General features: G+C 47.6%; 16 protein-coding genes. 11 read left to right on the top strand and 5 right to left on the bottom strand.

What is annotated here, in order from left to right:
- Positions 1-82: 82 nt before the first annotated feature.
- From ACYVGO_RS10895 to ACYVGO_RS10885, 3 genes are all read right to left on the bottom strand, one after another.
- Entirely contained in the window at positions 83-553 is a 471-nt protein-coding gene (locus ACYVGO_RS10895) for a lipocalin family protein (protein WP_460969293.1), read from the bottom strand.
- A 138-nt stretch (positions 554-691) separates the two neighbouring features.
- Positions 692-2,977, bottom strand: a complete 2,286-nt coding sequence (locus ACYVGO_RS10890; RefSeq protein WP_460969292.1) for an NADP-dependent malic enzyme — start codon at positions 2,975-2,977, stop codon at positions 692-694.
- Positions 2,978-3,136: 159 nt separating this feature from the next.
- On the bottom strand, positions 3,137-3,364 hold the full coding sequence (locus tag ACYVGO_RS10885) for a hypothetical protein (RefSeq protein ID WP_460969291.1): 228 nt from the start codon (positions 3,362-3,364) through the stop codon (positions 3,137-3,139).
- A 636-nt stretch (positions 3,365-4,000) separates the two neighbouring features.
- Between ACYVGO_RS10885 and ACYVGO_RS10880 the strand changes: the two genes are divergently transcribed.
- Positions 4,001-6,820 carry a hybrid sensor histidine kinase/response regulator transcription factor gene (locus ACYVGO_RS10880; RefSeq protein WP_460969290.1) on the top strand — a complete coding sequence of 940 codons (2,820 nt, stop codon included), beginning with the start codon at positions 4,001-4,003 and terminating at the stop codon, positions 6,818-6,820.
- A gap of 167 nt (positions 6,821-6,987) precedes the next feature.
- Here the strand turns inward: ACYVGO_RS10880 and ACYVGO_RS10875 are convergent, their stop codons facing one another.
- Both ACYVGO_RS10875 and fabF read right to left on the bottom strand, forming a co-directional pair.
- Entirely contained in the window at positions 6,988-9,036 is a 2,049-nt protein-coding gene (locus tag ACYVGO_RS10875; protein WP_460969289.1) for an alpha/beta hydrolase domain-containing protein, read from the bottom strand.
- 186 nt (positions 9,037-9,222) lie between these two features.
- A complete protein-coding gene (fabF, locus tag ACYVGO_RS10870; RefSeq protein ID WP_460969288.1) occupies positions 9,223-10,467 on the bottom strand; it encodes a beta-ketoacyl-ACP synthase II in 1,245 nt (414 codons plus the stop codon).
- 120 nt (positions 10,468-10,587) lie between these two features.
- Between fabF and ACYVGO_RS10865 the strand changes: the two genes are divergently transcribed.
- The 10 genes from ACYVGO_RS10865 to ACYVGO_RS10820 all read left to right on the top strand — a co-directional run bounded on the left by ACYVGO_RS10865 (position 10,588) and on the right by ACYVGO_RS10820 (position 22,583).
- Complete coding sequence (locus tag ACYVGO_RS10865; protein WP_460969287.1) at positions 10,588-11,190, top strand: TetR/AcrR family transcriptional regulator; 603 nt, start codon at positions 10,588-10,590, stop codon at positions 11,188-11,190.
- A 118-nt stretch (positions 11,191-11,308) separates the two neighbouring features.
- The gene (locus ACYVGO_RS10860) at positions 11,309-12,046 is read left to right on the top strand and encodes an SDR family oxidoreductase (RefSeq protein ID WP_460969286.1); all 738 of its coding nucleotides are present in this window, start codon (positions 11,309-11,311) and stop codon (positions 12,044-12,046) included.
- Between the two features lie 237 nt (positions 12,047-12,283).
- Positions 12,284-16,291: a hybrid sensor histidine kinase/response regulator transcription factor gene (locus tag ACYVGO_RS10855; protein ID WP_460969285.1), complete on the top strand. Its 4,008-nt coding sequence runs from the start codon at positions 12,284-12,286 to the stop codon at positions 16,289-16,291.
- 280 nt (positions 16,292-16,571) lie between these two features.
- Positions 16,572-16,787: a S1 domain-containing protein gene (locus ACYVGO_RS10850; RefSeq protein ID WP_460969284.1), complete on the top strand. Its 216-nt coding sequence runs from the start codon at positions 16,572-16,574 to the stop codon at positions 16,785-16,787.
- 382 nt (positions 16,788-17,169) lie between these two features.
- A complete protein-coding gene (locus ACYVGO_RS10845) occupies positions 17,170-19,512 on the top strand; it encodes a GMC oxidoreductase (RefSeq protein ID WP_460969283.1) in 2,343 nt (780 codons plus the stop codon).
- Between the two features lie 54 nt (positions 19,513-19,566).
- On the top strand, positions 19,567-20,586 hold the full coding sequence (locus ACYVGO_RS10840) for an esterase (protein WP_460969282.1): 1,020 nt from the start codon (positions 19,567-19,569) through the stop codon (positions 20,584-20,586).
- A 21-nt stretch (positions 20,587-20,607) separates the two neighbouring features.
- The gene (locus ACYVGO_RS10835) at positions 20,608-20,826 is read left to right on the top strand and encodes a hypothetical protein (protein ID WP_460969281.1); all 219 of its coding nucleotides are present in this window, start codon (positions 20,608-20,610) and stop codon (positions 20,824-20,826) included.
- Between the two features lie 22 nt (positions 20,827-20,848).
- Positions 20,849-21,736 (top strand): acetoacetate decarboxylase family protein, encoded by an 888-nt coding sequence (locus ACYVGO_RS10830; RefSeq protein ID WP_460969280.1) that lies wholly within the window; start codon positions 20,849-20,851, stop codon positions 21,734-21,736.
- A 5-nt stretch (positions 21,737-21,741) separates the two neighbouring features.
- Positions 21,742-22,215: a hypothetical protein gene (locus tag ACYVGO_RS10825; protein ID WP_142771560.1), complete on the top strand. Its 474-nt coding sequence runs from the start codon at positions 21,742-21,744 to the stop codon at positions 22,213-22,215.
- A gap of 2 nt (positions 22,216-22,217) precedes the next feature.
- Positions 22,218-22,583: a patatin gene (locus ACYVGO_RS10820; RefSeq protein ID WP_460969279.1), complete on the top strand. Its 366-nt coding sequence runs from the start codon at positions 22,218-22,220 to the stop codon at positions 22,581-22,583.
- Positions 22,584-22,611: the final 28 nt, after the last annotated feature.

Genomic DNA, 22,611 nt, shown 5'->3' with positions numbered 1-22,611 from the left:
AGGTCGAAGAGGAACAGCCTTAGCGGCTCATCTTCGACCTTCGTTTCTTAATTTCTTCCCTATTTAAAGAGTAGCCGATCTATTAAACTCGCTGATAAATAAGGGTCATTCGCTTCGCTTTGGTTGGATTAGGGGCTTTCGGGTTGTCACTAAAGTTAAAGACCCATGTCATTGTATCCCCCGTAAAACTAACATCATACGTTGCCGGTGGAATATCCTTCATGGTTGTTGTAATCGTCACTTTTTGACCGCTCATTGACCATTTACCGTTGACACTCATGTCTTCAATGGTTTTTTTCATAGCGCCACAGGCATCAGGAACAATTGTTTTCATCTGGCCATCGCCCAGAAATGTATAGGTAATGTCCTTTGAGCAGGGCATGGAACTGTTCATCAGGGCCATCATATCCGTAGTTTTGCCCGTTGCTTCAACGAGAGACATGCCGGTCCGTTTCCAGGTGCCTGCAATACTGGCAAATTTGGGTGAAAGCGTTGGTCGGAAGGCGGTTCCAATGAGGGTAATCAGGGTGACGAAAAGGAATGAGCGAATCATAAAAAGACGTATTTGTTTGTTTAGGCTCGCAAACTAAACTGCCGTTCAACAGAAAGGACAAACCTTTGATTGAACGGCAGTTAGTAGTTAGGGAAAGGCAATTTGGTAGAGTTGCTTTAGGTATATGAGGCAATGCGTTTAACTCACGCCCTGCGCTTCTACCACGGCAATGGCTACCATATTCACAATCTCCCGTTCTGAGGAGCCAAGCTGCAACACATAAACCGGCTTGCGCAAGCCCAGCAGAATAGGTCCGATAGCATCGAAACCAACCGAACGTGGGCCCGCGGCTTCGCGCATGAGGTTGTAAGCAATATTAGCGGCCGACAAATTGGGGAAAATAAGCGTGTTAGCACCTTCGTCGACCAGTTTGCTGAGCGGGTAATTCTGGCGTAATAGATCCGTATTAAAGGCCAGGTGCGCCTGCATGGACCCATCAACCACCATATCGGGGTGTTTCTGCTGGAGGATTTCCGTTGCCTGCTGCATTTTATCGGCATCTTCGCCCTTAGCACTGCCAAAATTGGAATAGGTGACCAGCGCGATCCGGGGCTTAATGTTAAACCGTTCAACGGCACGGGCTGTCAATTCTGTAATCTCGACAATCTCTTCAGCCGTTGGATTCACATTGACGGTTGTGTCGGAAAAAAACAGCGGGCCACGGTTCGTGAGCAGGATGTACATACCCGCCACTTTTTTAACACCCGACTCTTTGCCAATGATCTGTAACGCCGGTCGAATTGTGTCGGGGTAGTTATGGCTCAAGCCCGAAATCAAGGCATCGGCCTGACCCGTTTCCACCATCATGGCACCGAAGTAGGTACGCGAATACATGCGCTTGCGGGCATCGGAAGCACTGACCCCTTTACGATAACGCTTTTGGTAGAATAACTCACCAAACTGCTCAATCAACCCCTGTTGTTCGGGCGCATGTGGGTTAATAATCACCACGTCGCCCAGATCCAGATTGTTCTGGGTAATCATCGCCTGAACTCGATCCTGGTCGCCCAGTAAAATGGGGTAAGCAATGCCACTGTCTTTCACCTGTTGAGCGGCTTTCAGTACCTTCAGGTTTTCGGCGTCGGCAAAAACGACCCGTTTTGGGTTGGTGCGCGCTTTGTTGTTAATGACCCGTGAGATGCGGGTATCCTGCCCCAGCCGACGGGCCAGTTGGCTTTCATAGACTTCCCAGTCGGTAATTGGGTATTTAGCCACACCAGAATCCATGGCGGCTTTCGCTACGGCGGGTGCTACCGTTTCGAGCAGGCGGGGATCAACCGGTTTGGGAATGATATAACCCTTGCCAAACATCAGATTGTCCGTACCATAGGCCATGTTTACCAAGTCAGGAACTGGCTTCTTAGCCATGTCGGCCAATGCCCGAACAGCCGCTAGTTTCATGGCTTCGTTGATTTCGGTAGCCCGCACGTCAAGCGCACCCCGGAAAATGTAGGGGAAGCCTAGTACATTATTCACCTGGTTCGGATAGTCCGACCGGCCCGTTGCCATGATAATATCGGGGCGGGCAGCCAGGGCATCCTCATAGCTAATTTCGGGAGTAGGGTTCGCCATCGCAAACACAATCGGGTTGTCGGCCATAGAGCGGACCATAGCCTGACTCACTGTATTGCCTTTCGACAAACCGACAAATACATCGGCACCTACAAACGCTTCTTCGAGCGTGTACAAATCGCGGGATGTAGCAAACAGGCTCTTGCGCTCATCGAGATCCGTGCGGTCGGCCCGGATTACGCCCTTGCTATCGCACATGACGATGTTTTCGACGTTTGCGCCCAGCGACACGTATAATTTGGTACACGAAATAGCGGATGCCCCCGCGCCATTAACCAGAATTTTTGCTTCCTGAATCGATTTGCCAACGATTTCGAGGGCATTCAGCAGCGCAGCGGCCGAGATAATAGCCGTACCGTGCTGATCGTCGTGCATGATCGGAATATTGAGTTCAGCCTTGAGCCGTTCCTCAATCTCGAAACATTCCGGTGCTTTGATGTCTTCCAGATTAACACCGCCAAAGGTGGGTTCCAGAATTTTCACCATCCGCACAAACTCATCGACGTTTTTAGTATCCAGTTCAATATCGAACACGTCGATATCGGCGTAAATTTTAAACAGTAGCCCTTTACCTTCCATAACCGGCTTGCTGGCTTCAGGGCCAATATCACCTAAGCCCAAAACGGCGGTTCCGTTGCTGATTACGGCGACCAGATTGCCTTTGGCCGTGTATTTGTAAACGTCTTCGCGGTTTTCGTAGATGGCCATACAAGGCTCGGCTACACCCGGCGAGTAGGCCAGCGATAGGTCGGCCTGGGTACTATGATCTTTAGTCGGAATGACTTCGAGTTTACCGGGACGGCCCTTGGCGTGATACTCAAGGGCGTCTTCACGACGTATTTTTTGTTGCATAAATCCGTGTTTGAATTAGCTTATTCTGTTGGCAATTTAGGCAGAGTTCCTTAATAACCGCAGGGCTAATTCCAACACGTATTAATTTCATAGGCAAATGGGCCGGGTGGGTACCTTAACTATACTCCTTGGGCCGGAGTGAAAAGTAAGTCGGATACTTTACGCACCAACTTGGTCATTGAGCTGTAACTGCCGAAACCGATTGATACCAACGGATGCCGGTTTCGTATGGGCAGTGAGTGTCCCGACAGATTGTTTAGCCTGGGCGTCTGTAATTCTGGCAACAGTTGTCTCAGAGGCAGTCAGGGCAAGCAAAGTGGCCACTTCGGCATTCAGGTGTTCCAGCTTTTGTTGTACGGAAACAAGGTGTTTTTCTAACGCAGTCATGTTGATGATTTTTATCATGTTTAGAGGAGCCCCGGTAAACGTACCCAGGCTCGCAGAATTGATAGTCTAGTAAATTTGAGGGCGTATACTGCCTCCAAATGGAGCCGAAAGGCGAGAATAACTTTCGAAGGCTAACGCATTTTGGCGAATAAAGCTAAGAACGCTTAAACGAGAAAAAGTGCAAATACTGATCCACGTCGCCTTAGCGTTGTTATCGTGTTTTAGCGCGTGTGATAATTTCATAATTCTATTAATTTATTACTAATCAATACCTAAAAGAGATGACCTATATTGGTTCTTCTCAACTATATAACAGATTTGTACGTGAGAATAGTTTAGTTTTATTGGTATAGTACAAATAGTGCTTCTGATTTTTCATCGAAACGGTAAATTGTCCAAGCGATTCTTTAGGAAATAATATGGGTTTTGGCCCCCGATGGCGCTAGGCTCCAGCCTGGTGCCGACTATTCCCCGGCCTCTGGCCGGAATATGAAAAGCTATACAGATTACATCGGCCAGAGGCCGGGGAATAGATGACACCAGGCTGGAGCCTGGCGCTATCAAACCTTGCTTTTGCATTCAATTTCTTATACATTATCTTTGGTCAGTACCCAAACTTTGTCTCCAGCCTGCCTCATGAATGATTTCCGCTCTTGGCTAACAACCATTCGTTCAGTGATGGGGCGTATAGATGTAACTGAGAAATTGAAACGAATCTGTCTGTTCGCATTCCTAACAGGATTGCTGCTCGCCAGTTGTCAGACTGCACCTGAGAAAAAGACTTACCAGATTGGCTTTTCGCAACGTACCGGAACCGACACCTGGCGGAAAACCATGTTGGAGGATATGAGTCGGGAGTTATCGTTTAGTCCCGAAATTGATTTTCTGGTAAAGGACGCGGGTGGGCAGAGTGATAAACAGGTTGAGCAAATTCAGGAATTGATCAATCAGCATGTCGATCTGCTCATTGTATCGCCGAACGCGGCCCGGCCCATTACACCCATCGTTGAGAAAGCATACCAGCAGGGCATTCCGGTTATTATTCTGGACCGACGGACCGACTCCGATCAATACATGGCCTACGTGGGAGCCGACAATGTTGAGGTTGGCCGTACCGCCGGAGCCTACGCCAATACGCTCCTGAATGGGGTGGGTAATGTTATTGAAATCGGCGAGTCACCGGGCTCATCGGCCGATATTGATCGGCACCGTGGCTTTGTCGAAGCCATTAGCCGCCATCCGGGCATTCGGTTGGTGAAAAAGCTGGAAGGCGATTGGGATAAGCAATCGTTTGCCGGAGAACTCACTCAGTTATTGAAGTCCCAGCCTACGATTCAGCTTATTTTCGCCCAAAACGACCGAACAGCCTTAAAAGCGCACGCGATCTGTCAGCACTTGGGGCTTGAACAACGGGTGAAAATTATCGGGGTTGATGGGTTGCCCGGTAAAAATGAAGGCATTGATCTCGTAGAGCGAGGCATTTTGAAAGCCACGGTATTATACCCAACGGGCGGTAAGGAAGCCATTCGGACGGCGTTGGCTATCCTGCAAAAGCAACCCTTCAAACGCGAGAACCGCCTGCCCACCACGCTCATCGATTCGTCGAATGTGCGAATTATGAAACTCCAGAACGATAAGGTAACGGAGCAACAGGCTGATATTGAGAAGCAAAGTCGGCGTATCGATGACTTGAATCAGACGTATACGTCGCAGAAAAACACCTTATACTTCACGCTGGGTAGCCTGATTGTTGCCATTTTACTCGGTGGTTGGGCCTTGTATCTGTTCCGAACGAAGCAGGGAGCTTATCAACTGCTCGAAAAGCAGAACGGAGAGATTCGTGAACAGAAAGACGAAATTGAACGGGTATCGCAACAGGCTCGTTTGGCCACAGAAGAAAAACTGCGGTTCTACTCGTACATCTCGCATGAATTCAATACACCCCTGAGCCTGATCCTGACCCCGACTGAAGATTTGTTGAGCAAGAAGAACGTTAGTCAGCACGACCTTCGGAGTAACTTGTCGCTGGTGCAGAAAAACGCCTATCGACTGTTACGACTGGTTGATCAGATGCTTGATCTGCGGAAATCGGATGCCGGGAAACAGCGGTTACGAACAGCGGAGCAGGATATTGTTACGTTTGTGCGTGACATCGTTCTGGACTTCCGACGGAAAGCTGAGAAGCAACGGATAGACTTACAACTACTCACGAATCTATCTGCTCAACCGGTTTGGTTCGATGCCGAGAAGCTCGATAAGGTGTTGTTCAATCTGTTGTCGAATGCGTTTAAGTACACGCCCAGAGGTGGACTGATTCATGTCTGTCTGGATCGGCTCGATAATCAGGTGCGTATTCAGGTACAGGACAATGGGCAGGGAATGGCACCTGATGAACAGGCTCACGCGTTTGATTTGTTTTATAGCGGTACCAAGTCGTTTAATCTGGCCAAAGGCGTGGGTCTGGCGCTGTCGATGGAGTTTATACAACTGCATCGGGGCGATATCAGTGTTCAATCGGTGCAGGACAAAGGAACCACCTTTACGATTCTGTTGCCTTTGGGTAATCAGCATCTGGAAACGGAGGAAATGGTTGGCTCAACCAGTCGGAATCCCCTATTCCAGCACCAGTTTATGGTAGAAGCAGACGAAGACGTGGAAGCTCAGAAACCCGTTTCATTACCTGCCAAACAGATGGGTACCTTGCTGATTGTTGAAGACAACGATGAGCTGCGAAACTTTCTGGTGAATCGCCTGGGAGCTGAATACGACGTCGTTGCCGAAAGTACTGGCGAAAAAGGATGGGATCGGATACTGGAAATTATTCCTGACCTGATTATTAGTGATGTTATGTTGTCGGGTACGTCTGTCGATGCGATGGATGGTTTGGAATTGACGCAACGGATCAAAACCGATTTGCGAACGTCGCACATTCCGGTTGTACTGCTAACGGCCAACGCACAGATGGAAAATCGAATTGAAGGCACCCGCGCCGGTGCCGATGTCTACCTGACCAAGCCATTCAATACGACTCATCTGCTGGAAACCCTCCGCACAACCCTGATCAATCGCCAAAAATGGCAACAGCGGTTTGCGTCCGATTTCTCGCCACAATCGGGGAATCGACAGGAGAAAAAATTCCTGAACGAACTCACTGCCCTCATTGAGCAGAACCTAACCGATCCAGCTTTTGGGGTTGAAAAGTTAAGTCGGGAAATGGGCCTTTCGCGGGTGCAACTGTACCGGAAAGTGCAAGCCCTGCTGGATATGAACGTGATGGATTACCTGACTGAAATCCGGCTGAAACGCGCTAAATACTTTCTTCGGGAAACCAACAAGCCAATGGCCGAAATTGCGATTGAAACCGGCTTCAACTCAGCCGCCTACTTTACGACCTTCTTTAAACAACATACGAAGAAGACGCCGTCGGAGTATCGGAAATCACCGGTGGGGGCTTAGGGGTTGGTTGTTAAAGCTGTTTGAACGTTTCGTTTTTAGTGTATTTTCTGTTATTCCGACTTTAGCGGGGCGGCTCGTGCCGAGAAATCTCAACGTTTCTCATTAATCAAGCCTGAGATTCCCCCTGGCGTCGGAATGATAGAAAACGAAGCAGCTTCAGTAATTCGCTACTTCAATACCGTACTAGCTTCTGCACTTTTGATGATTTCCTGTGCATCGTTTGGTAGCAGCAAGCGTTGTTTAACCAGGTCGTTAACTGATTTCGTAACAGCCTTAACGTAGCTCATATGCGTATGGTAGCGTTCTTCTAGCGATAGGCGGGGGTCGTTGGCTGCTATGCGTTCAGCTTTGGTTGCTTTGAAGGGGATGTATTGTCCCGCTCCTTCACAGCCCTCATTTTCGCTAAAACCGGCACTACGCAGAGCCCAACCCGTGGTGGTAGCTGTAGGAACAGCCACAGATGGTAAATGGATACCTGCCACTTCATTTCCATCCCGATCAACCCTGGAAACGAAACTTACATAGGTTGGCCGGTTGGTTAGGGTGGGTGGATAATTTGTCAGAATTCCCTGAGCATATGATGGCCCAAAATCGAGCTGGTAGCGCGTTGTGATTAATCCTGTATACGTCACGCCAGGGATAGTAGGCCAACCGAGTTTGGCTTGTGGAACGATGCCCGTTTGCGAGCCGGGTTGAGGAATAGCGATTACGGCAGTGCCATTTGCCTTTCGGGGTACGGCACTTTGGGGCGGTTCGATGCCTTTAGTGACCCAGTCATCGAGGGCGATAAATAGCGCACGCAGGAGCGGATCTGCATTGGTTGGATTCTGTAACTGCTGACATAGTCCGCGCGAGGATGCGTTTCCCGTACCATGCTGGGCCCCCGATACCAGAAAGAAGCGGACATTTTCGGGATCAGGCAGGTCATTTCCTTTTGTGTCTGTATGCAGGAGGGAAGCCGCTTTTACCCAGTACTCATTTGCCGAATTGACCTCGAATACCTTGGGGCAAGTGTTGCTGGCCGAACAGGCAGCGATTCTACCGGCTGTTTTTCCCGTAAGTGGATCGGATATAGCCGGATACGCAAAGGGGAAACTGGATTCCGGGTATAAATGATTTTGACGATTTCGTTCAGTCCGGGAAGGTTGCGCAAACCGAACGTTCAGGCCAATGCCGCTACCACCACCCAGCCAGTTTTCAATGCCGTCGAGAACGCGTTTGCCTTTCTCATCGGCGTTGAAACCAAGCGTTTGGAAATCATTCAGGTAGCGAGCCGGTTGCGAGACAGCAAAGGAGAACGTATACCTTATATCGTTCGCTAATGGATTTGGATTTCCAAAATCATCGGCGGTGGCGTAGCGCAAAAACGAAACAAAATCACGGGTAGCGGCCAAGCCAATCCCAGCAACCATCGGATCACGAGCCGTGTAGCTGAACTCATAAATGGCACTCTGCTTAAACGGTGTTCCGGCAGGGAGCAACCGAATTGTTTGCTCATTCACAAATTCCCAGCCTTCTGCCGGTATAATCGTTGGGGAGTTCTGTAAGTGATCGCGTACCGTAAGTGTTGCCTGAGCTTTAGTCAAGGTTGCGGCAGGGTAGGCAAGGGAATGATTCACCGACGTCGCATTGTCGTACACAATGTATTCGTAAGAAGGCCCCGTAACAGGTGATCCATCAGCGTTTTTGGCTACCGGTACGTTGATGGTCAGGTTGTTATTTGTTGGAGCAGCCGATGGGTCCCAGCCGTTCCAGGCAATTGTGTAGCCCAGATTCATCAGGAACGCATCACCGGCATGTGCGGCTGTGGTTGGGTCATTGCCACCACTACTTTTGTTAAAGCCACCGAAGAGTTTGCCGCCCCGGTTATTGACTTCCAGAAAGAGTCTATGATTGCCATTACTGAGGTTAATCGGTTTGAGAATGTAAATATCCATGGCGTACTCCACCATACCTTTTGCGTTGCGGGGAGCCAGCCGGATATCGGTAATAAGTGCGTTTTGTGGATTGGTTGGATCTAGTTCGCCATAGGCTTTTCCCCGGAGTTTTTCGTAAGCGCCCACTTTCCCGAATACGTTCCCTTCAAACGTTGGCGATTGTCGGCTGGTGATCTCAATGCGAATGATTCGTGCCTGAGCCATTGGACCCGAAATCAGCGTGATGGCAAGTAGGCATACCGATCGATATAAGCGTAGAACAGAAGTGGGTCTATTCATGAGGAAGGTTTCGTTTCGGTAAAAAAACGTTTTGTTGCTTGAGCTACTCTGTTCTCACTCGGCAAAGCCAAGCGAGAACAGAAAAATTATTGTCCACAGAGAACACAGAGTTATCTCTGTGCCTCTGTGGACAATATGGCGGCTACAGTGCATGGCATTTAGGCGATACTTGACGATAGTACTACCTTACACCTTTTGAAAAATAACCGTGCCATTATGCCCACCAAAACCAAACGTATTGCTCATCGTTGTTCGGACCTCTGAAGAAATAGTTTCCTGCAACACAATTGATAGATTCGAAGGAATGGCAGGGTCCAGTTCGGTCGTGTTGATCGTAGGTGGAATGACATTGTCGCGCATGGAGAGCAAACAAATAATTGCTTCAATAGCGCCAGCCGCTCCCAGTAAATGGCCCGTTATAGACTTGGTTGCACTGATCTTTAGCTTTGTTTTTTCGGTCCCGGTTAGTTTCGCTACCGCATTTATTTCAGATAAGTCGCCTACGGGTGTAGACGTAGCGTGGGTATTCAGGTAGTCGACATCAGCAATGGTCAGACCGGCTTCGTCCAGTGCGAGTTGCATGGCTTTGGCGGCTCCTAAGCCTTCTGGATGGGTGGCTGTCATGTGATAGGCATCAGCCGTCATGGCTGCACCCGTGATTTCTCCGTAAATGGTGGCACCCCGTTTAACGGCGTGTTCGTATTCTTCCAGTACCAGCGCCCCGGCACCTTCGGCCATTACAAACCCATCCCGGCTGACATCAAAAGGACGCGAAGCCGTAGCCGGATCATCATTCCGGGTCGACATGGCTTTCAGCGCACTGAATCCACCAAACGAAGCGGGGGTGATTGGGGCTTCGGAACCACCGGTTATAATTATTTTGGCTTTGCCCAATCGGATATACGTAAACGCATCCATGATCGCCGTATTTGAGGTAGCACAGGCCGAAACCGTCGTATAGTTAATACCCATATAGCCATTCCGGATCGAAATCATACCTGAGGCCATGTTGACAATGAGCTTTGGCACAAAGAACGGACTAAACCGGGGTTGTCCATTTCCCTGTACATATTCGGTTACCTGCTGTTCAAACGTTTCCATACCGCCCTGGCCTGATCCCCAAATGACGCCCACATCGAACGGGTCCATTTTGGTAAAGTCAAAGCCCGAATCCTTGATGGCCTGATCGGAGGCAATCAAGGCGTACTGCGTAAAGGGATCCGTTCGCTTGATGTCGGCATGGCTTAAATAGGTAGAGGCATTGTAATTTTTTAGTTCGGCCGCAAAGTGAGTCCGAAATAAAGACGCATCGAAGTGCGTGATGGGCGCGGTTCCACTTCGACCCGCTACTACGTTCTCCCAAAATGTCGGAATGTCGTGGCCCACGGGAGTCAATGCGCCAATACCTGTAATAACAACTCGGTGTAACATGATCGTTGATTCTATGTATGGACTGAGCCACTTGGTAACTCAGTAATCAGATTATTTGGCCCTTGTGAAAAAAAGCAGGCAAAGGTACTAAATAAATATACCGAAAGGTATATTTGTGCTATGAAAAACGATTTGTCTAAAGCGGAACGAACCCGGCAGTTCATTATCGAATCAACGGCGGGTATATTCAATACAAAAGGGTATGCTGGAACGTCGTTATCTGACTTGACAGAAGCTACTGGTTTGACCAAGGGGAGTATTTACGGGAATTTTGGCAGTAAAGAAGAAGTAGCCCTGGCTTGTTTTGATTATAACCTCTCCAAAATTAACCGGGCAGTTCAACAACGGCTCGATCAGGAGACTTCGTTCCATAAAAAGCTGCTCGTGTATACACAGGTCTATCATAGTTTTAATGGAATCTCCTTTCCTGAAGGAGGTTGCCCTATTTTAAATACAGCTGTTGATGCCGACGATACCAATAATCTATTGAAAGATAAAGCCGCCAAGGCGATTCTGGTCTGGAAGAAACGACTGATTGATTTACTACGCGGAGGCATAGCTGCTGGAGAGTTTAAGGCAGACGTTTCGCCTGAGCAAACCGCTTTATCGATGATCGCATTGATTGAAGGAGGGATTATGATTGCCAAAGTAACGAACGACCCGACCAGCTTAGTCAAAATCCTTAAAACTGTAGAACTGTTGATCACTCAATTAAAAACATAAAATTTTTTGAACTAAAATATACCGATTGGTATTTTATGGTCAATCGACTCGCAGCAGATATACATGAAACCAACTTGCTGGCCTGTTATCAACTTCTTATATAGTACAGTCAATACAAATGAAAACGACTCAGAATACGATCCTAATTACCGGTGGAAGTGCCGGCATCGGCTTTGAATTAGCAAAGCAGTTCGATCAAAAAGGCAATCATGTTATCATTACGGGTAGGAGCGAAGAGCGTTTGCAAAAAGCGGCTGCTCAACTGAAGAACGTAACAGCTATCGCCTTTGACGTTACCAATGAGGCAGACGTGAACCGGTTGGTGGATCGTTTGCAAACTGACTTCCCAAAGCTGAACATTCTGATCAATAATGCCGGAAATGCCTTTTATTATAAGCTAGAGGCTGAGGCTAATGCCTTTGAAAAGGCGGGCGAAGAAATGCTCACCAATTATCTGTCGGTAATCCGGCTTACCGAAAAACTGGTGCCTTTGTTAAACAAGCAGGAAGAATCGGCTATTGTCAATGTATCATCTATCGTAGCCTTCGCACCGAATCACAAGTTACCTACCTATGCAGCCAGCAAGGCGGCCTTACATTCGTATACGCAATCGTTGCGAATTACATTGGAACGAAGCTCAACAACCAAAGTTTTTGAACTGATGCCTCCGCTGGTCAATACCGATTTCTCACAGGCAATAGGTGGCGAAAATGGAATTGCTCCCTCGGTGGTTGCCGATGATTTACTTAGTGCGCTGGAAAACGACGACTATGAAATTCACGTGGGCAATACGGCCCAGATCTATGCTTTGTCACTGTCATCGCCAGCGGGCGCTTTAGCTGCCATGAATGCCTGATATTCAGTGAATTTCTGTTGAGAACACCCGTATTTCCTGAAAAAAATAATACCGTAACCGCTAACAAAGCCGTTGCGGTATTATTTTTTCAGGAAATACTAGTACATATTTTGGGCTGATTTATTACTATAAATTTATAGTTACTTAGGGGGGCATTATTTTTGGTATCATCTGGGTATTTTTTCACCTTGCATTGTTTTAGGAGCATTTCCTAGTATACCCACCGAAGAAAAATAAATGAAAAAGGCGGTTCTGACTTACACGTTGCTACTGCTTATCTCCCTTTGTGCAACAGCCCAAAAGGCAACGTTCGAATTTTTTACGACGGCCGACGGACTGTCGGGAAATAACACCTCCTCGGTCACGCAGGATGATCAGGGCTTCATCTGGTTTGTGAATGATGGTAAACTTCATCGTTATGATGGACGGAACTTTGTGGTGTACCCAAGCCCGAAGAAATTAGCCACTAACCAGGAATCCTTGTTGGGTGTAATGTCCTGGCAGGATTCATTGCTATTTGTCTGGAGCGCTCATTTACCATTTCTGTTTAATCCAAAAACAGGAAACTGGCGATCTATAAAATTAGAAAATAGTCTTTCCAAAAATGATGAAATTCGTTTTTGGCAGCGATTCGGGAAAGAGAATATCCTGATGAACAATGTGGTAAAAGGGGAAGGAGGAGAAGGCGTATGGCATTTTCGAAACAATCAATTTGAACGTGTCCTATTCCCGAAGTCTGTTCACTTGCGCAATGCCTATTTTTGGTGTGGTATTGACAACTTCGGTCATACCTACTTAGCCCATCAGGACACGCTGTATAAGTTGAATAAATTGGGTGGTATTATCGCTAAAACACCGCTGAATACTATCTGCAAGGATTGTATTAATCTTTCCTTTCAATTAGGGGCCGATGGTGAGCTAATCCTTCAGGCAGGTGGCCATTTTTATCGATTGGAGAAAGCTCAAAATCGCTTCGTATCACATCCGGCCAACCGTTTCTTACCGCCAGGTCAATATCCGTTAGGGCGATTTATTCTGGAAAAAAATGGCAGTATCTGGGCTTGTGGCCAGGATCGAAATCTCGTTTACTATGATGCTCAGGCAGATACCCTCTATAATTTTCACGATGAGTTGAACATACTGATTCCCAATCGGAATGACTTCAGGAGTGTATTCCAAGACAAAACCGGAATTGTATGGGTCGATACAAGATTAGGGTTACTGAAAGTAAGGCCAAAGATGTACCCATTTGACACATATTTTACTGGGCTTACTAAAGCCAATGCCTACTATAGTTTTAGGGGTTTCACTGAAGATACAAAGGGGCTAATCTACGGGGTGTATTACGATGGGATTGTAGCCGTCGACCCGGCACACAAACAGTCGCAGCGACATTACTCAGCCAGTACTATCCTCAATTTATTCGATCTCTCCACAGAAGGAGATCGAATTTGGGTAAATGGGGGACAACTGCTGGATACAAAATCGGGCGAGCTGAACAATGTACCAAGCCCGTTTTATGAAACCCCGTTTAGAGACAATGGCTATTTCGCAAAAGATAAGCATGGTACCCTCTGTTGGGCTACTCAATACCTGTTATTTCGATTAGATAGATCGGCAACCGGGCTTCGCTGGCGTAAGGAACTTGAACTATCCGAGAAAATTGTCAATAAGACAGAAGCGTTGCAGGCTGGAGAAAAAAGTGGAAAATTATGGCTCAGCTTCAACGGGAAACTGTTGCAATATGATCCGACGACTAAAAAACAGCGCTGGTTTGACCCCAGGACTTGGGGCTTACCCATTTCCCGTATCACAACTATTCAGGAAGATCGAAACGGGAGGCTTTGGCTAGGTACAGATGTTGGACTTGTTCAGGTTGACCCGGCCAAAGGCAACAGCAAACTCTACACCGTTAATGACGGATTGCCCAATAACTTTATTTGCGGTCTTTTGACCGAGGGAGATTCCTGTCTCTGGCTGAGTACCAATCATGGGCTCTCCCGGTTCCATATCCCTACCAGAACGTTCATCAATTTTTTAGAAGAAGATGGCCTGACCCACAACGAGTTTAACCGGAAGTCCTACTTCAAAGCCCGGAACGGCCAGATGTTTTTTGGCGGCATGCGAGGGGTGAATGCCTTTTTTCCAAAAGAGGTAATGCAGGCTTACCGCAACCGGGATCGGGGGGCTCAACTGGTGCTGACTTCGTTTGAGTACACGGATGAAAGGCAGGATTCTGTTATGCGTAAAACCATTTTTGCCAGGAAGCCCGAACTACATCTCAACTACTGGGATTGGTCATACACGTTTGAATATGCGCTGACGGATTATAACAATCCCAAAGAGATCGTTTATAGCTATAGGATGGAAGGCTACAAGGACAGTTGGTCCCCCCCTTCCAAATTTAATTTTACCCGATTCAACAGTTTACCTAGTGGCGAATATGTTTTCCGGGTGAAAGCGCGGGATAGTCGGGGACGGTGGCACCCGAATGAACTGGCTGTGACCGTAGTAGTGCATCCGCCCTGGTGGGCTACCTGGTGGGCCTATCTTATCTATTTTTTGCTGCTTTTAGGAATTGCTTATGGGATCTATTCTTTTTTGAAAAAACGCTTGCTGCTCCAAAATGAATTGAAGCTGGAACAACAGGAGGCCCAGCGACTCAAAGAGCTGGATCAGTTTAAAAGTCGACTTTATACGAATCTCACCCACGAATTTCGCACCCCACTGACCGTTATCCTTGGCATGGTTGGGCAGATTCGGAGCCAACCCGGAAAGTACCTTGACGAAGGAGCCCGGCTTATCGAAAATAATAGCCAAAATCTCCTTCGCCTTGTTAATCAGTTGCTTGACCTCTCCAAACTTGAAAGTAAATCGTTTCAGTTGAATGTACAACTGGCCAACATTGAGCCCTATCTGCGCTACATTACCGAATCATTTCAAACGTTCGCGAATAGCCAAAACTTATCCCTCCGATTTGTAACGACTTCGGAGTCGCTTGTGATGGATTACGATCCTGAACAAATAAAACAAGTGTTAACGAACCTGATTTCCAACGCACTTAAATTCACCCCATCGGGTGGCGACATTAGGGTTCGCATGGTAGAGGCTGGAGATCAGTTGATCATTGAGGTGCAGGACACAGGTATTGGCATTGCTGACAATGATCTGCCTCACGTGTTCGACCGTTTTTATCAGGTAGATGGCTCGCATACCCGTCAGGGCGAGGGCACAGGTATCGGTCTGGCGCATACGCAGGAATTAGTCAAATTGATGGGTGGCCAAATTAACGTGAAAAGCGAGCTTGGCATAGGAACTGAGTTTTCCATTCGCATACCCGTAACAAGAAATGCCCCCGAAAGTGACCGAAGGGCGTCAATACAGGACCCAGTCATAGAGGTGATTGCGTCAAATCACCCACTCTTGTTACCCGACGAGTCTATTCATCATTCATCAATCATCACCCAGCATTCTTCCCTCCCCCATCTTCTTCTAATCGAAGACAATCCCGACATCGTCATTTATCTCAAGTCCTGTCTTGATGGACTGTATCAGGTGGATGTGGCTTATAATGGTAAAATTGGTATCGAAAAAGCCCTTGAAAGTATACCAGATATCATTATAAGCGACGTGATGATGCCCGAAAAAGATGGCTACCAGGTTTGTGATGTCTTGAAGAACGATGAGCGAACGAGCCACATTCCCATCATTTTATTGACTGCCAAAGTAGGTACCGACGCTAGATTAACGGGCTTGAAACGCGGTGCGGATGCTTATCTGACCAAACCATTTCATAAGGAGGAACTGCTGGTGCAACTGGCAATGCTAGTGGAGAAACAAAAGCGATTAATCGCCCATTTCTCCAAAAAACAACTCATAGAGGCACCTGCACCAGTTATTGAACAAGTAGTGGAAGATGCGTTTGCACTGGAGGATGCGTTTGTGCAAAAGGTGACAGAAATTGTGGCAGAGAACTTCGCCGATGACGGATTTGGCTTACTGCAACTCTGCCAAAAAATTGGCATGAGTCGTTCCCAATTGTTTCGAAAAATGAAAGCGTTGATGGATACATCGCCTTCCGATTTCATCCGCTCTTACCGCCTTACCAGAGCCAAATTCCTCCTGGAAACAACCGATCTCAGCGTGTCGGAGGTAGCCTGGCAAACAGGTTACAAAAATCCCAGCCATTTTTCTACCTCATTTCAGGAAGAATTTAGGGCTGCCCCAAGCGAAATTAGAAAGTAACTGATTGCTAGTATATTGTCTCTTCTCTCATTGGTTTTATGACACCAATGAGAGATTTTTTTTTACTTGATGCAACGAATAGAAATGTATTTGGGACGAATAGAGAAGTCGGATTAGGTAGAACATCTGAACTTTGTATTCAGAAGTCAACATATAAAACGACTTCTATAAGAGTACCTACCGTAACTAAAATCAGGATGTGGGCGAGTTTGATTTGACTAGTTAAATTAAGCTCGCCCTATATCCATTTTATCTGTACTCACCTCACCTTTTAATTAGTATGTTTGGCACCGTTGTATTTTGGGACGAAGCTACGGGGCAAGGCCAGATACGCGCCTATGGAGGATCGCCCAAACCACTTTTCTCAGCCTCTACCATTGACCGTGATGATTTTCCTTCTACGTTAGCTGCTGGCCAATTAGTAGCATTCGATTATGATCAGCTTACGGGTCAAGTTACCAATGTAAGGAGTCTCCTGTATCAACTTGCGAGATAAAAAACCGTGTAGTCAGTGTGTTGTCCCTTTTGTAGCTATGAATGCGTACAAATAGGGGATACAAACGGTACAACAGTAGCTTGTTTCGTGTGACAAATTGAAAATTTTACCCATACCAACCGGCTGTTCAGGCGCGACAACCGGTTGGTATGGGTTTTTGTTGTTACTAATCTTAGCGAAATGTAGTTTTTAGTTTTATTACAATATGGCCTTAAACTCTCTATAAATCAGTTGTTTACCGTTCCCTAAAGACCTCATGGTCCTGCGCGAATTTATTGCCTATTTGACTGTGGGTTACGAAGAACACGAATGCCTTGTTGCTGTTTCTATCGATTTCTTCGACTAAATAAAACAGTCACACTTGTTCAACTAAACAGTCGCTATGCAGCTTAAACTATCGAAGGCTATTGCCGATATAAAATCCGCTTATGATGTAGTGGTTATTGGCTCAGGTTACGGTGGAAGCATTGCCGCTTCGCGGATGGCCAGAGCTGGTAAACGAGTTTGTTTACTGGAAAAAGGACGGGAGATTCGTCCTGGTGAATTTCCCAGAACACTCGATGAATCCTCCCCTCAGTTGCAGATTCATTCCAAACAAGGCCATGTTGGTAATCACACCGGCCTTTTCGATGTGTATGTTGGTGATGGCATCAGCGTCGTAAAAGGCTGCGGTTTAGGGGGGACGTCGCTCATCAATGCGAACGTTTCCATTGAACCGGAAATGCGCGTCTTTGAGCGGAGTAGTTGGCCAACTGCTGTAAAAAATGACCTTGATGGCCTGTTTGCCGGAATGGCCAAAGCGAAAGAAATGCTACGACCAACGGGCTACCCAGTTGGTACGCCGGGTTATCCTGAACTGCCGAAAACAGTAGCTCATCAAAAATCGGCCGCGGCTCTGGGCGAAGTTTTTAGTTACGTGCCAATTAACGTCAACTTTGAAAATAAGCCAGAAGGAAACCATGTTGGCGTGGCTCAGCAAGCCTGTAATAATTGTGGGGACTGTTGCTCAGGCTGCAACGTGTCGGCCAAGAATACAACCCTGATGAACTACCTGCCCGATGCCGTCAACTTCGGGACCGACATTTTCTGTGAAGTAGCCGTCAGCCATATTGAACGACAGGGGGAGAAATGGCAGGTGTATTACCAGATTATGAACGTGGGACGCGAAAAATTTCAGGCTCCATTGTTGTTTGTAGAAGCTGATCTGGTATTCCTGGGCGCGGGCACTTTAGGTAGTACCGAGATCTTACTTCGATCGGCTCAGAAAGGAACACTTTCACTTTCGACCAAATTAGGCGACCGCTTTACGGGTAATGGCGATGTGCTGGGATTTGGTTATAACACAGATCATTCCATAAACGGTATTGGGTACGGAGATGGTACGGATGTGGCACCTGTAGGTCCGTGCATTACATCGGTGATCGATGCCCGTGGTAAACCAGTACTGGAAGATGGTATGGTCATTGAGGAAGGTAGTATTCCAGGCTCTATTCGATCCTTAGTAAAACCCATGCTCTTTTTCTCGTCCCGCCTGGAAGGGCAGCATGGCCAACCCGGCCTGGCGAATTGGGTAGAAGAACGAGCTCGTGAAACCGAGAGCCTGTTTCGGGGAGCGTATCATGGTGCGTTGAACAATACGCAGACGTATCTGATCATGACCCACGACGATGATAGTGGTAAAATGTCCCTCAGCCAAAAAGGTGACCTGACCATTGACTGGCCGGAGGTAGGCAAGGAGAAAATTTTCCAGAAGGCTAATGACAATCTACAGAAGGCTACGCAGGCTCTGGGTGGCACGTTTGTTAAGAATCCTACCTGGACTAAAGAATTTGATTTTGATCTGGTTACGGTTCATCCGCTGGGCGGCTGCATTATGGGCGACAACGCCGAAATGGGCGTAACCGATCACAAAGGTCAGGTTTTTCACGGGCAGACCGGGACAGAACTGTATCCTAATCTGTACGTAGCCGATGGCGCGATTATTCCCTGCTCGTTGGGCACCAATCCATTACTGACCATTTCGGGCTTTGCCGAACGCAATGTGAAGCTAATTGCCGAAGAACATGGCTGGTCGATCAACTACGATTTTCCGACGCTGAAAGCCAAAGAAGCGGCCATGACCCCCGTTGGTGTCCAGTTCACCGAAACGATGAAAGGTTATTTTTCAGCGAATGAAAAAGACGATTATCAGGCAGGTTTAGATAAAGGCAGAGCCGACAATTCGTATATGGCCTTTACACTAACTATCCAGGTGCAGAACGTAGGCATGTTTCTGAACGACCCTACGCACCTGGCGGGTATGGCCGGGACGGTAATCGCCCCACATCTGTCTACAAAGCCGATGACGGTTTCTGAAGGCCAGTTCAATCTGTTCATCGCCGATGCCAACAATTCGCAGCAGAAGTACATGGAATACAGCATGAAGATGCACACACCAGAAGGCAAGGTGTATTTCTTCAAGGGGGCCAAAAACGTGTTCGATGATCCGGGGCCTGATATGTGGAAAGACCTGACTACATTATTCATCACCATCTATGACGGCGATAGTATTGTTTCGCCGGTTTTGGGTAAAGGGATTCTAAAAATCGAAATCGCTGATTTTGCCCAACAGCTGACAACTATGAAAGCCCTGCATGCGGATGGGTTGCTCCATAAATCGGAAGCGCTGGCAGCATTCGGAAAACTGTTTGCGGGCGATATTTGGGAAACCTACTTCCTGAATTGATTAACTCAATCAATAGAATCCATACTATCTACAGAATCGTAACGTCCGGAAGCCATGATACACGAGGCCGATTTTGAACGCATTCCCTTCGATGCCCTGGATGGATTCAAGCTCAATTTCTGGCGTTATAGAGGAGCAGATACCAGCAAAGGCCCCGTTTTATTGATTCATGGTGCGGGTGTACGTGCCAATTTATTCAACCCACCCAATCAGCCAAATATTATTGAGATGCTGGCCGCAGCAGGCTACGACGTATGGCTCGAAAACTGGCGTGCGAGTATCGAATTTGCCGAAAATGAGTGGGATTTAGATCAGGCCGGATTATACGATCATCCGGCTGCCGTTCAGAAAATATGCGACGTTACGGGCTACTCCGACATGAAAGCCATTGTCCACTGCCAGGGGTCAACCAGCTTCATGATTTCGGTGGTTTTAGGATTAGTACCGCAGGTGAAAACCGTTATTACAAATGCGGTTTCACTGCACCCCGTTGAGCAGGAATTTTCGGTTTTGAAGCTGACTACGTTAGTCCCTATTGTCAGTCGAATTACCAACTACCTGAATCCGCAATGGGGAAAGGTGGCACCTACTCTGAAGGCTAAGCTGTTACGGGCTTTTGTCAATACATTTCACTGGGAGAATGATACCCCCGTTGGCAAGTTTGTCAGTTTCACCTACGGAACTGGCTGGCCCGCACTCTGGGAGCTGGCCAACCTGACCGACGAAACGAAAAACTGGATTCAGGGTGAATTTGGGGCGGTACCGCTGCGCTTTTTTCAGCACATCCGGCGTAGTGTCAAGCGGGGAGCGCTGGTGCCTTTTACTGGGGCAGGTACCTATGTCGATCAGCCACCTAAAACATCGGCTCGCTTCGTCTTTTTTGCCGGAAAACTCAATAAATGCTTTAGCTGGAAAAGTCAGCTAAGAACGTACGAATACCTGAACGCACTTGAGCCTAACCGGCACAGTCTGCACCTATTACCCACCTACAGCCATCTGGATGTTTTCTTCGGAAAAGATGCTCACCAGGATGTTTTTCCGACAATGATTCGGGAACTGAATGACCCTACGTAACAACCAACCAGCCCTATTACCATGAACCCAACAAACAGTGTCGAAAAAACTTCCTGGTTCCACAGAACCTGGCTTGTTATTTTTCTCTGCATCTTTTGTTTCCCGGTCGGCATTTTTGCCCTCTGGAAATCAACGGAATTCGCCCCGACTGCAAAGATCATTGGGACGATTCTTTCGCTGGCCATTGGCCTGTTTCTGCTCTGGTTTTACATCATTGCCTATTTTATCCGATACCTGTAATCCAACTCACTTCCCTTAGCCAATGGCAGTACCTAAACGCATTCGAGATTATGAAGGGCGCTATTCATTCGTGGATGGCATTTCATTTAAATTGCCTGTTAGCGCAACAGATTCGCCCGCGCTCATGGCTGCTTTCCCCTGCAACTACGACGCGGCTCTCAAGCTGATGCCAGGTAATGAGTTGTTTCCGGTTCGCTTGCCAAATGGGAAGGCCGTCTTTATTGTCACCATCATTAATTACGTTCACACAACCATTGGCAAGTACATTGAGTACAGCCTGGCTGTTGCCTGTACCCACGGCCCCAAACCCGCTCCCCGTTTACTACCGGCCCTGTTTCAAAAGTTTTTTAAAACAGGGCAGTTCATTCTCGATCTGCCCGTGAGTACCGAGATTTCAGTAAAAGGGGGCAAAGGCATCTGGGGAATGCCCAAACACAAAGCCAACCTGGATTTCATTGTTACCGATACCGTCGTCTCATCGCAGTACGAAAAAGATGGCCAGTTTGCCTTTCGAATTGAAATGGACCGACCGAAACGGGCCAGCATTCACCTGAATATCGGCTCGATCAATTACAGCCATTTCCGGAACATGCTGATGGCTTCCTACATTTATTTCGACTCCAAAGCAGGCATCAACCTGATGAGTAAAGCGCAGGCTCGCCTATACCTGGGTGATCATCCCAAAGTGGCCCGATTGCATACGCTCAACATCGAACCGAAGGCGTTGTTTACGGCTTTCCTGCCCAGTTCGCACGGAGTTCTCGACGACCATTTTGAGTGTTGGTTTGTTACCTACAAAACCCCCGAAACCGATACCTCGGAAGGTCTGTCGAGCGTCTTCGGACTGGAGAATAAGGAGGAGTGGTTACCGGCACCTTCGATTACTGATTTTCAGCGCTATAAACTCTAACTCCGGTGATAAAACTAATACTCTTTCGGCTGAGTAGCTTTCTGCTCATGTTCGGTGCATCCGTTTATATGGGCCTTTGGTGGGGCTTACACATCATCTGGTACCCAAGCTGGCAAAATGTGCGTCTGGATAATGTGGCCGACCATTTCATTAACCCAATCGACCACGCAATCAGGTTTTTTACGGTGTTGGTGAGCATTATGGTAGTAACGAATATCGTGCTGATTATTCAGGAATGGCATACTAAATTCCGGTGGCTGGCTATCGTCGTTTTCGGGTTGCTTAGTATGGTCACGTACACCTTCCAGACCAAGATTTTGCCCGTTATCAACGAAATACGCGTTGGTTTACCCAGTCAGCAGGCGCTTACTGTGAAAATGAATGAATGGATGCATCTCAACGATATTCGTTGGGTATACTACTCCGTCATCTGGACACTGCTCATGATTTACTTTCTGACCAATAAACCGAAGTCCTGAACATGCTACGTCTTATCATTTTAGGTATCTCCGTACTAACGTTCATCTCGGGTCTGGTTCAGATGATACAACCCGATTTTGTGCTGGATTTTGTAGGGGGCGAAAGCACGCCTGTGACCCGCCATTTTTTCGGGACAATAGGCATGTTTATGCTGATTTTGGGCGGTCTTATGGTACAGGCACTCTATGAAGCCCAGGTATCGCGGGCCGCTCTGTTTTGGGGAGGGTTGCAGAAATTTGGGGCTGCCATTGCGGTTGGAATAGGCATCATGCACGGGCTTATGTCGCCCATTGCCGGTCTGGTAGCCAGCTTCGATTTCGTGTCAGGAATCCTGTTTTTTGTCTATCTGCGAAGTTTGAAGGACTAGGATTCGGGTAGCATTGGCGCTATTTTCT

Source organism: Spirosoma migulaei, from assembly GCF_054776855.1.
The sequence above is the reverse complement of the archived record's forward strand: the minus strand, read 5'-3'. Positions and strand labels throughout refer to the sequence as shown.

Bases quoted from the DNA above. Each gene is read 5' to 3' on its own strand.
- ACYVGO_RS10895 (WP_460969293.1), bottom strand. From the start codon at position 553: ATGATTCGCTCATTCCTTTTCGTCACCCTGATTACCCTCATTGGAACC.
- ACYVGO_RS10890 (WP_460969292.1), bottom strand. From the start codon at position 2,977: ATGCAACAAAAAATACGTCGTGAAGACGCCCTTGAGTATCACGCCAAG.
- ACYVGO_RS10885 (WP_460969291.1), bottom strand. From the start codon at position 3,364: ATGACTGCGTTAGAAAAACACCTTGTTTCCGTACAACAAAAGCTGGAA.
- ACYVGO_RS10880 (WP_460969290.1), top strand. From the start codon at position 4,001: ATGAATGATTTCCGCTCTTGGCTAACAACCATTCGTTCAGTGATGGGG.
- ACYVGO_RS10875 (WP_460969289.1), bottom strand. From the start codon at position 9,036: ATGAATAGACCCACTTCTGTTCTACGCTTATATCGATCGGTATGCCTA.
- fabF (WP_460969288.1), bottom strand. From the start codon at position 10,467: ATGTTACACCGAGTTGTTATTACAGGTATTGGCGCATTGACTCCCGTG.
- ACYVGO_RS10865 (WP_460969287.1), top strand. From the start codon at position 10,588: ATGAAAAACGATTTGTCTAAAGCGGAACGAACCCGGCAGTTCATTATC.
- ACYVGO_RS10860 (WP_460969286.1), top strand. From the start codon at position 11,309: ATGAAAACGACTCAGAATACGATCCTAATTACCGGTGGAAGTGCCGGC.
- ACYVGO_RS10855 (WP_460969285.1), top strand. From the start codon at position 12,284: ATGAAAAAGGCGGTTCTGACTTACACGTTGCTACTGCTTATCTCCCTT.
- ACYVGO_RS10850 (WP_460969284.1), top strand. From the start codon at position 16,572: ATGTTTGGCACCGTTGTATTTTGGGACGAAGCTACGGGGCAAGGCCAG.
- ACYVGO_RS10845 (WP_460969283.1), top strand. From the start codon at position 17,170: ATGCAGCTTAAACTATCGAAGGCTATTGCCGATATAAAATCCGCTTAT.
- ACYVGO_RS10840 (WP_460969282.1), top strand. From the start codon at position 19,567: ATGATACACGAGGCCGATTTTGAACGCATTCCCTTCGATGCCCTGGAT.
- ACYVGO_RS10835 (WP_460969281.1), top strand. From the start codon at position 20,608: ATGAACCCAACAAACAGTGTCGAAAAAACTTCCTGGTTCCACAGAACC.
- ACYVGO_RS10830 (WP_460969280.1), top strand. From the start codon at position 20,849: ATGGCAGTACCTAAACGCATTCGAGATTATGAAGGGCGCTATTCATTC.
- ACYVGO_RS10820 (WP_460969279.1), top strand. From the start codon at position 22,218: ATGCTACGTCTTATCATTTTAGGTATCTCCGTACTAACGTTCATCTCG.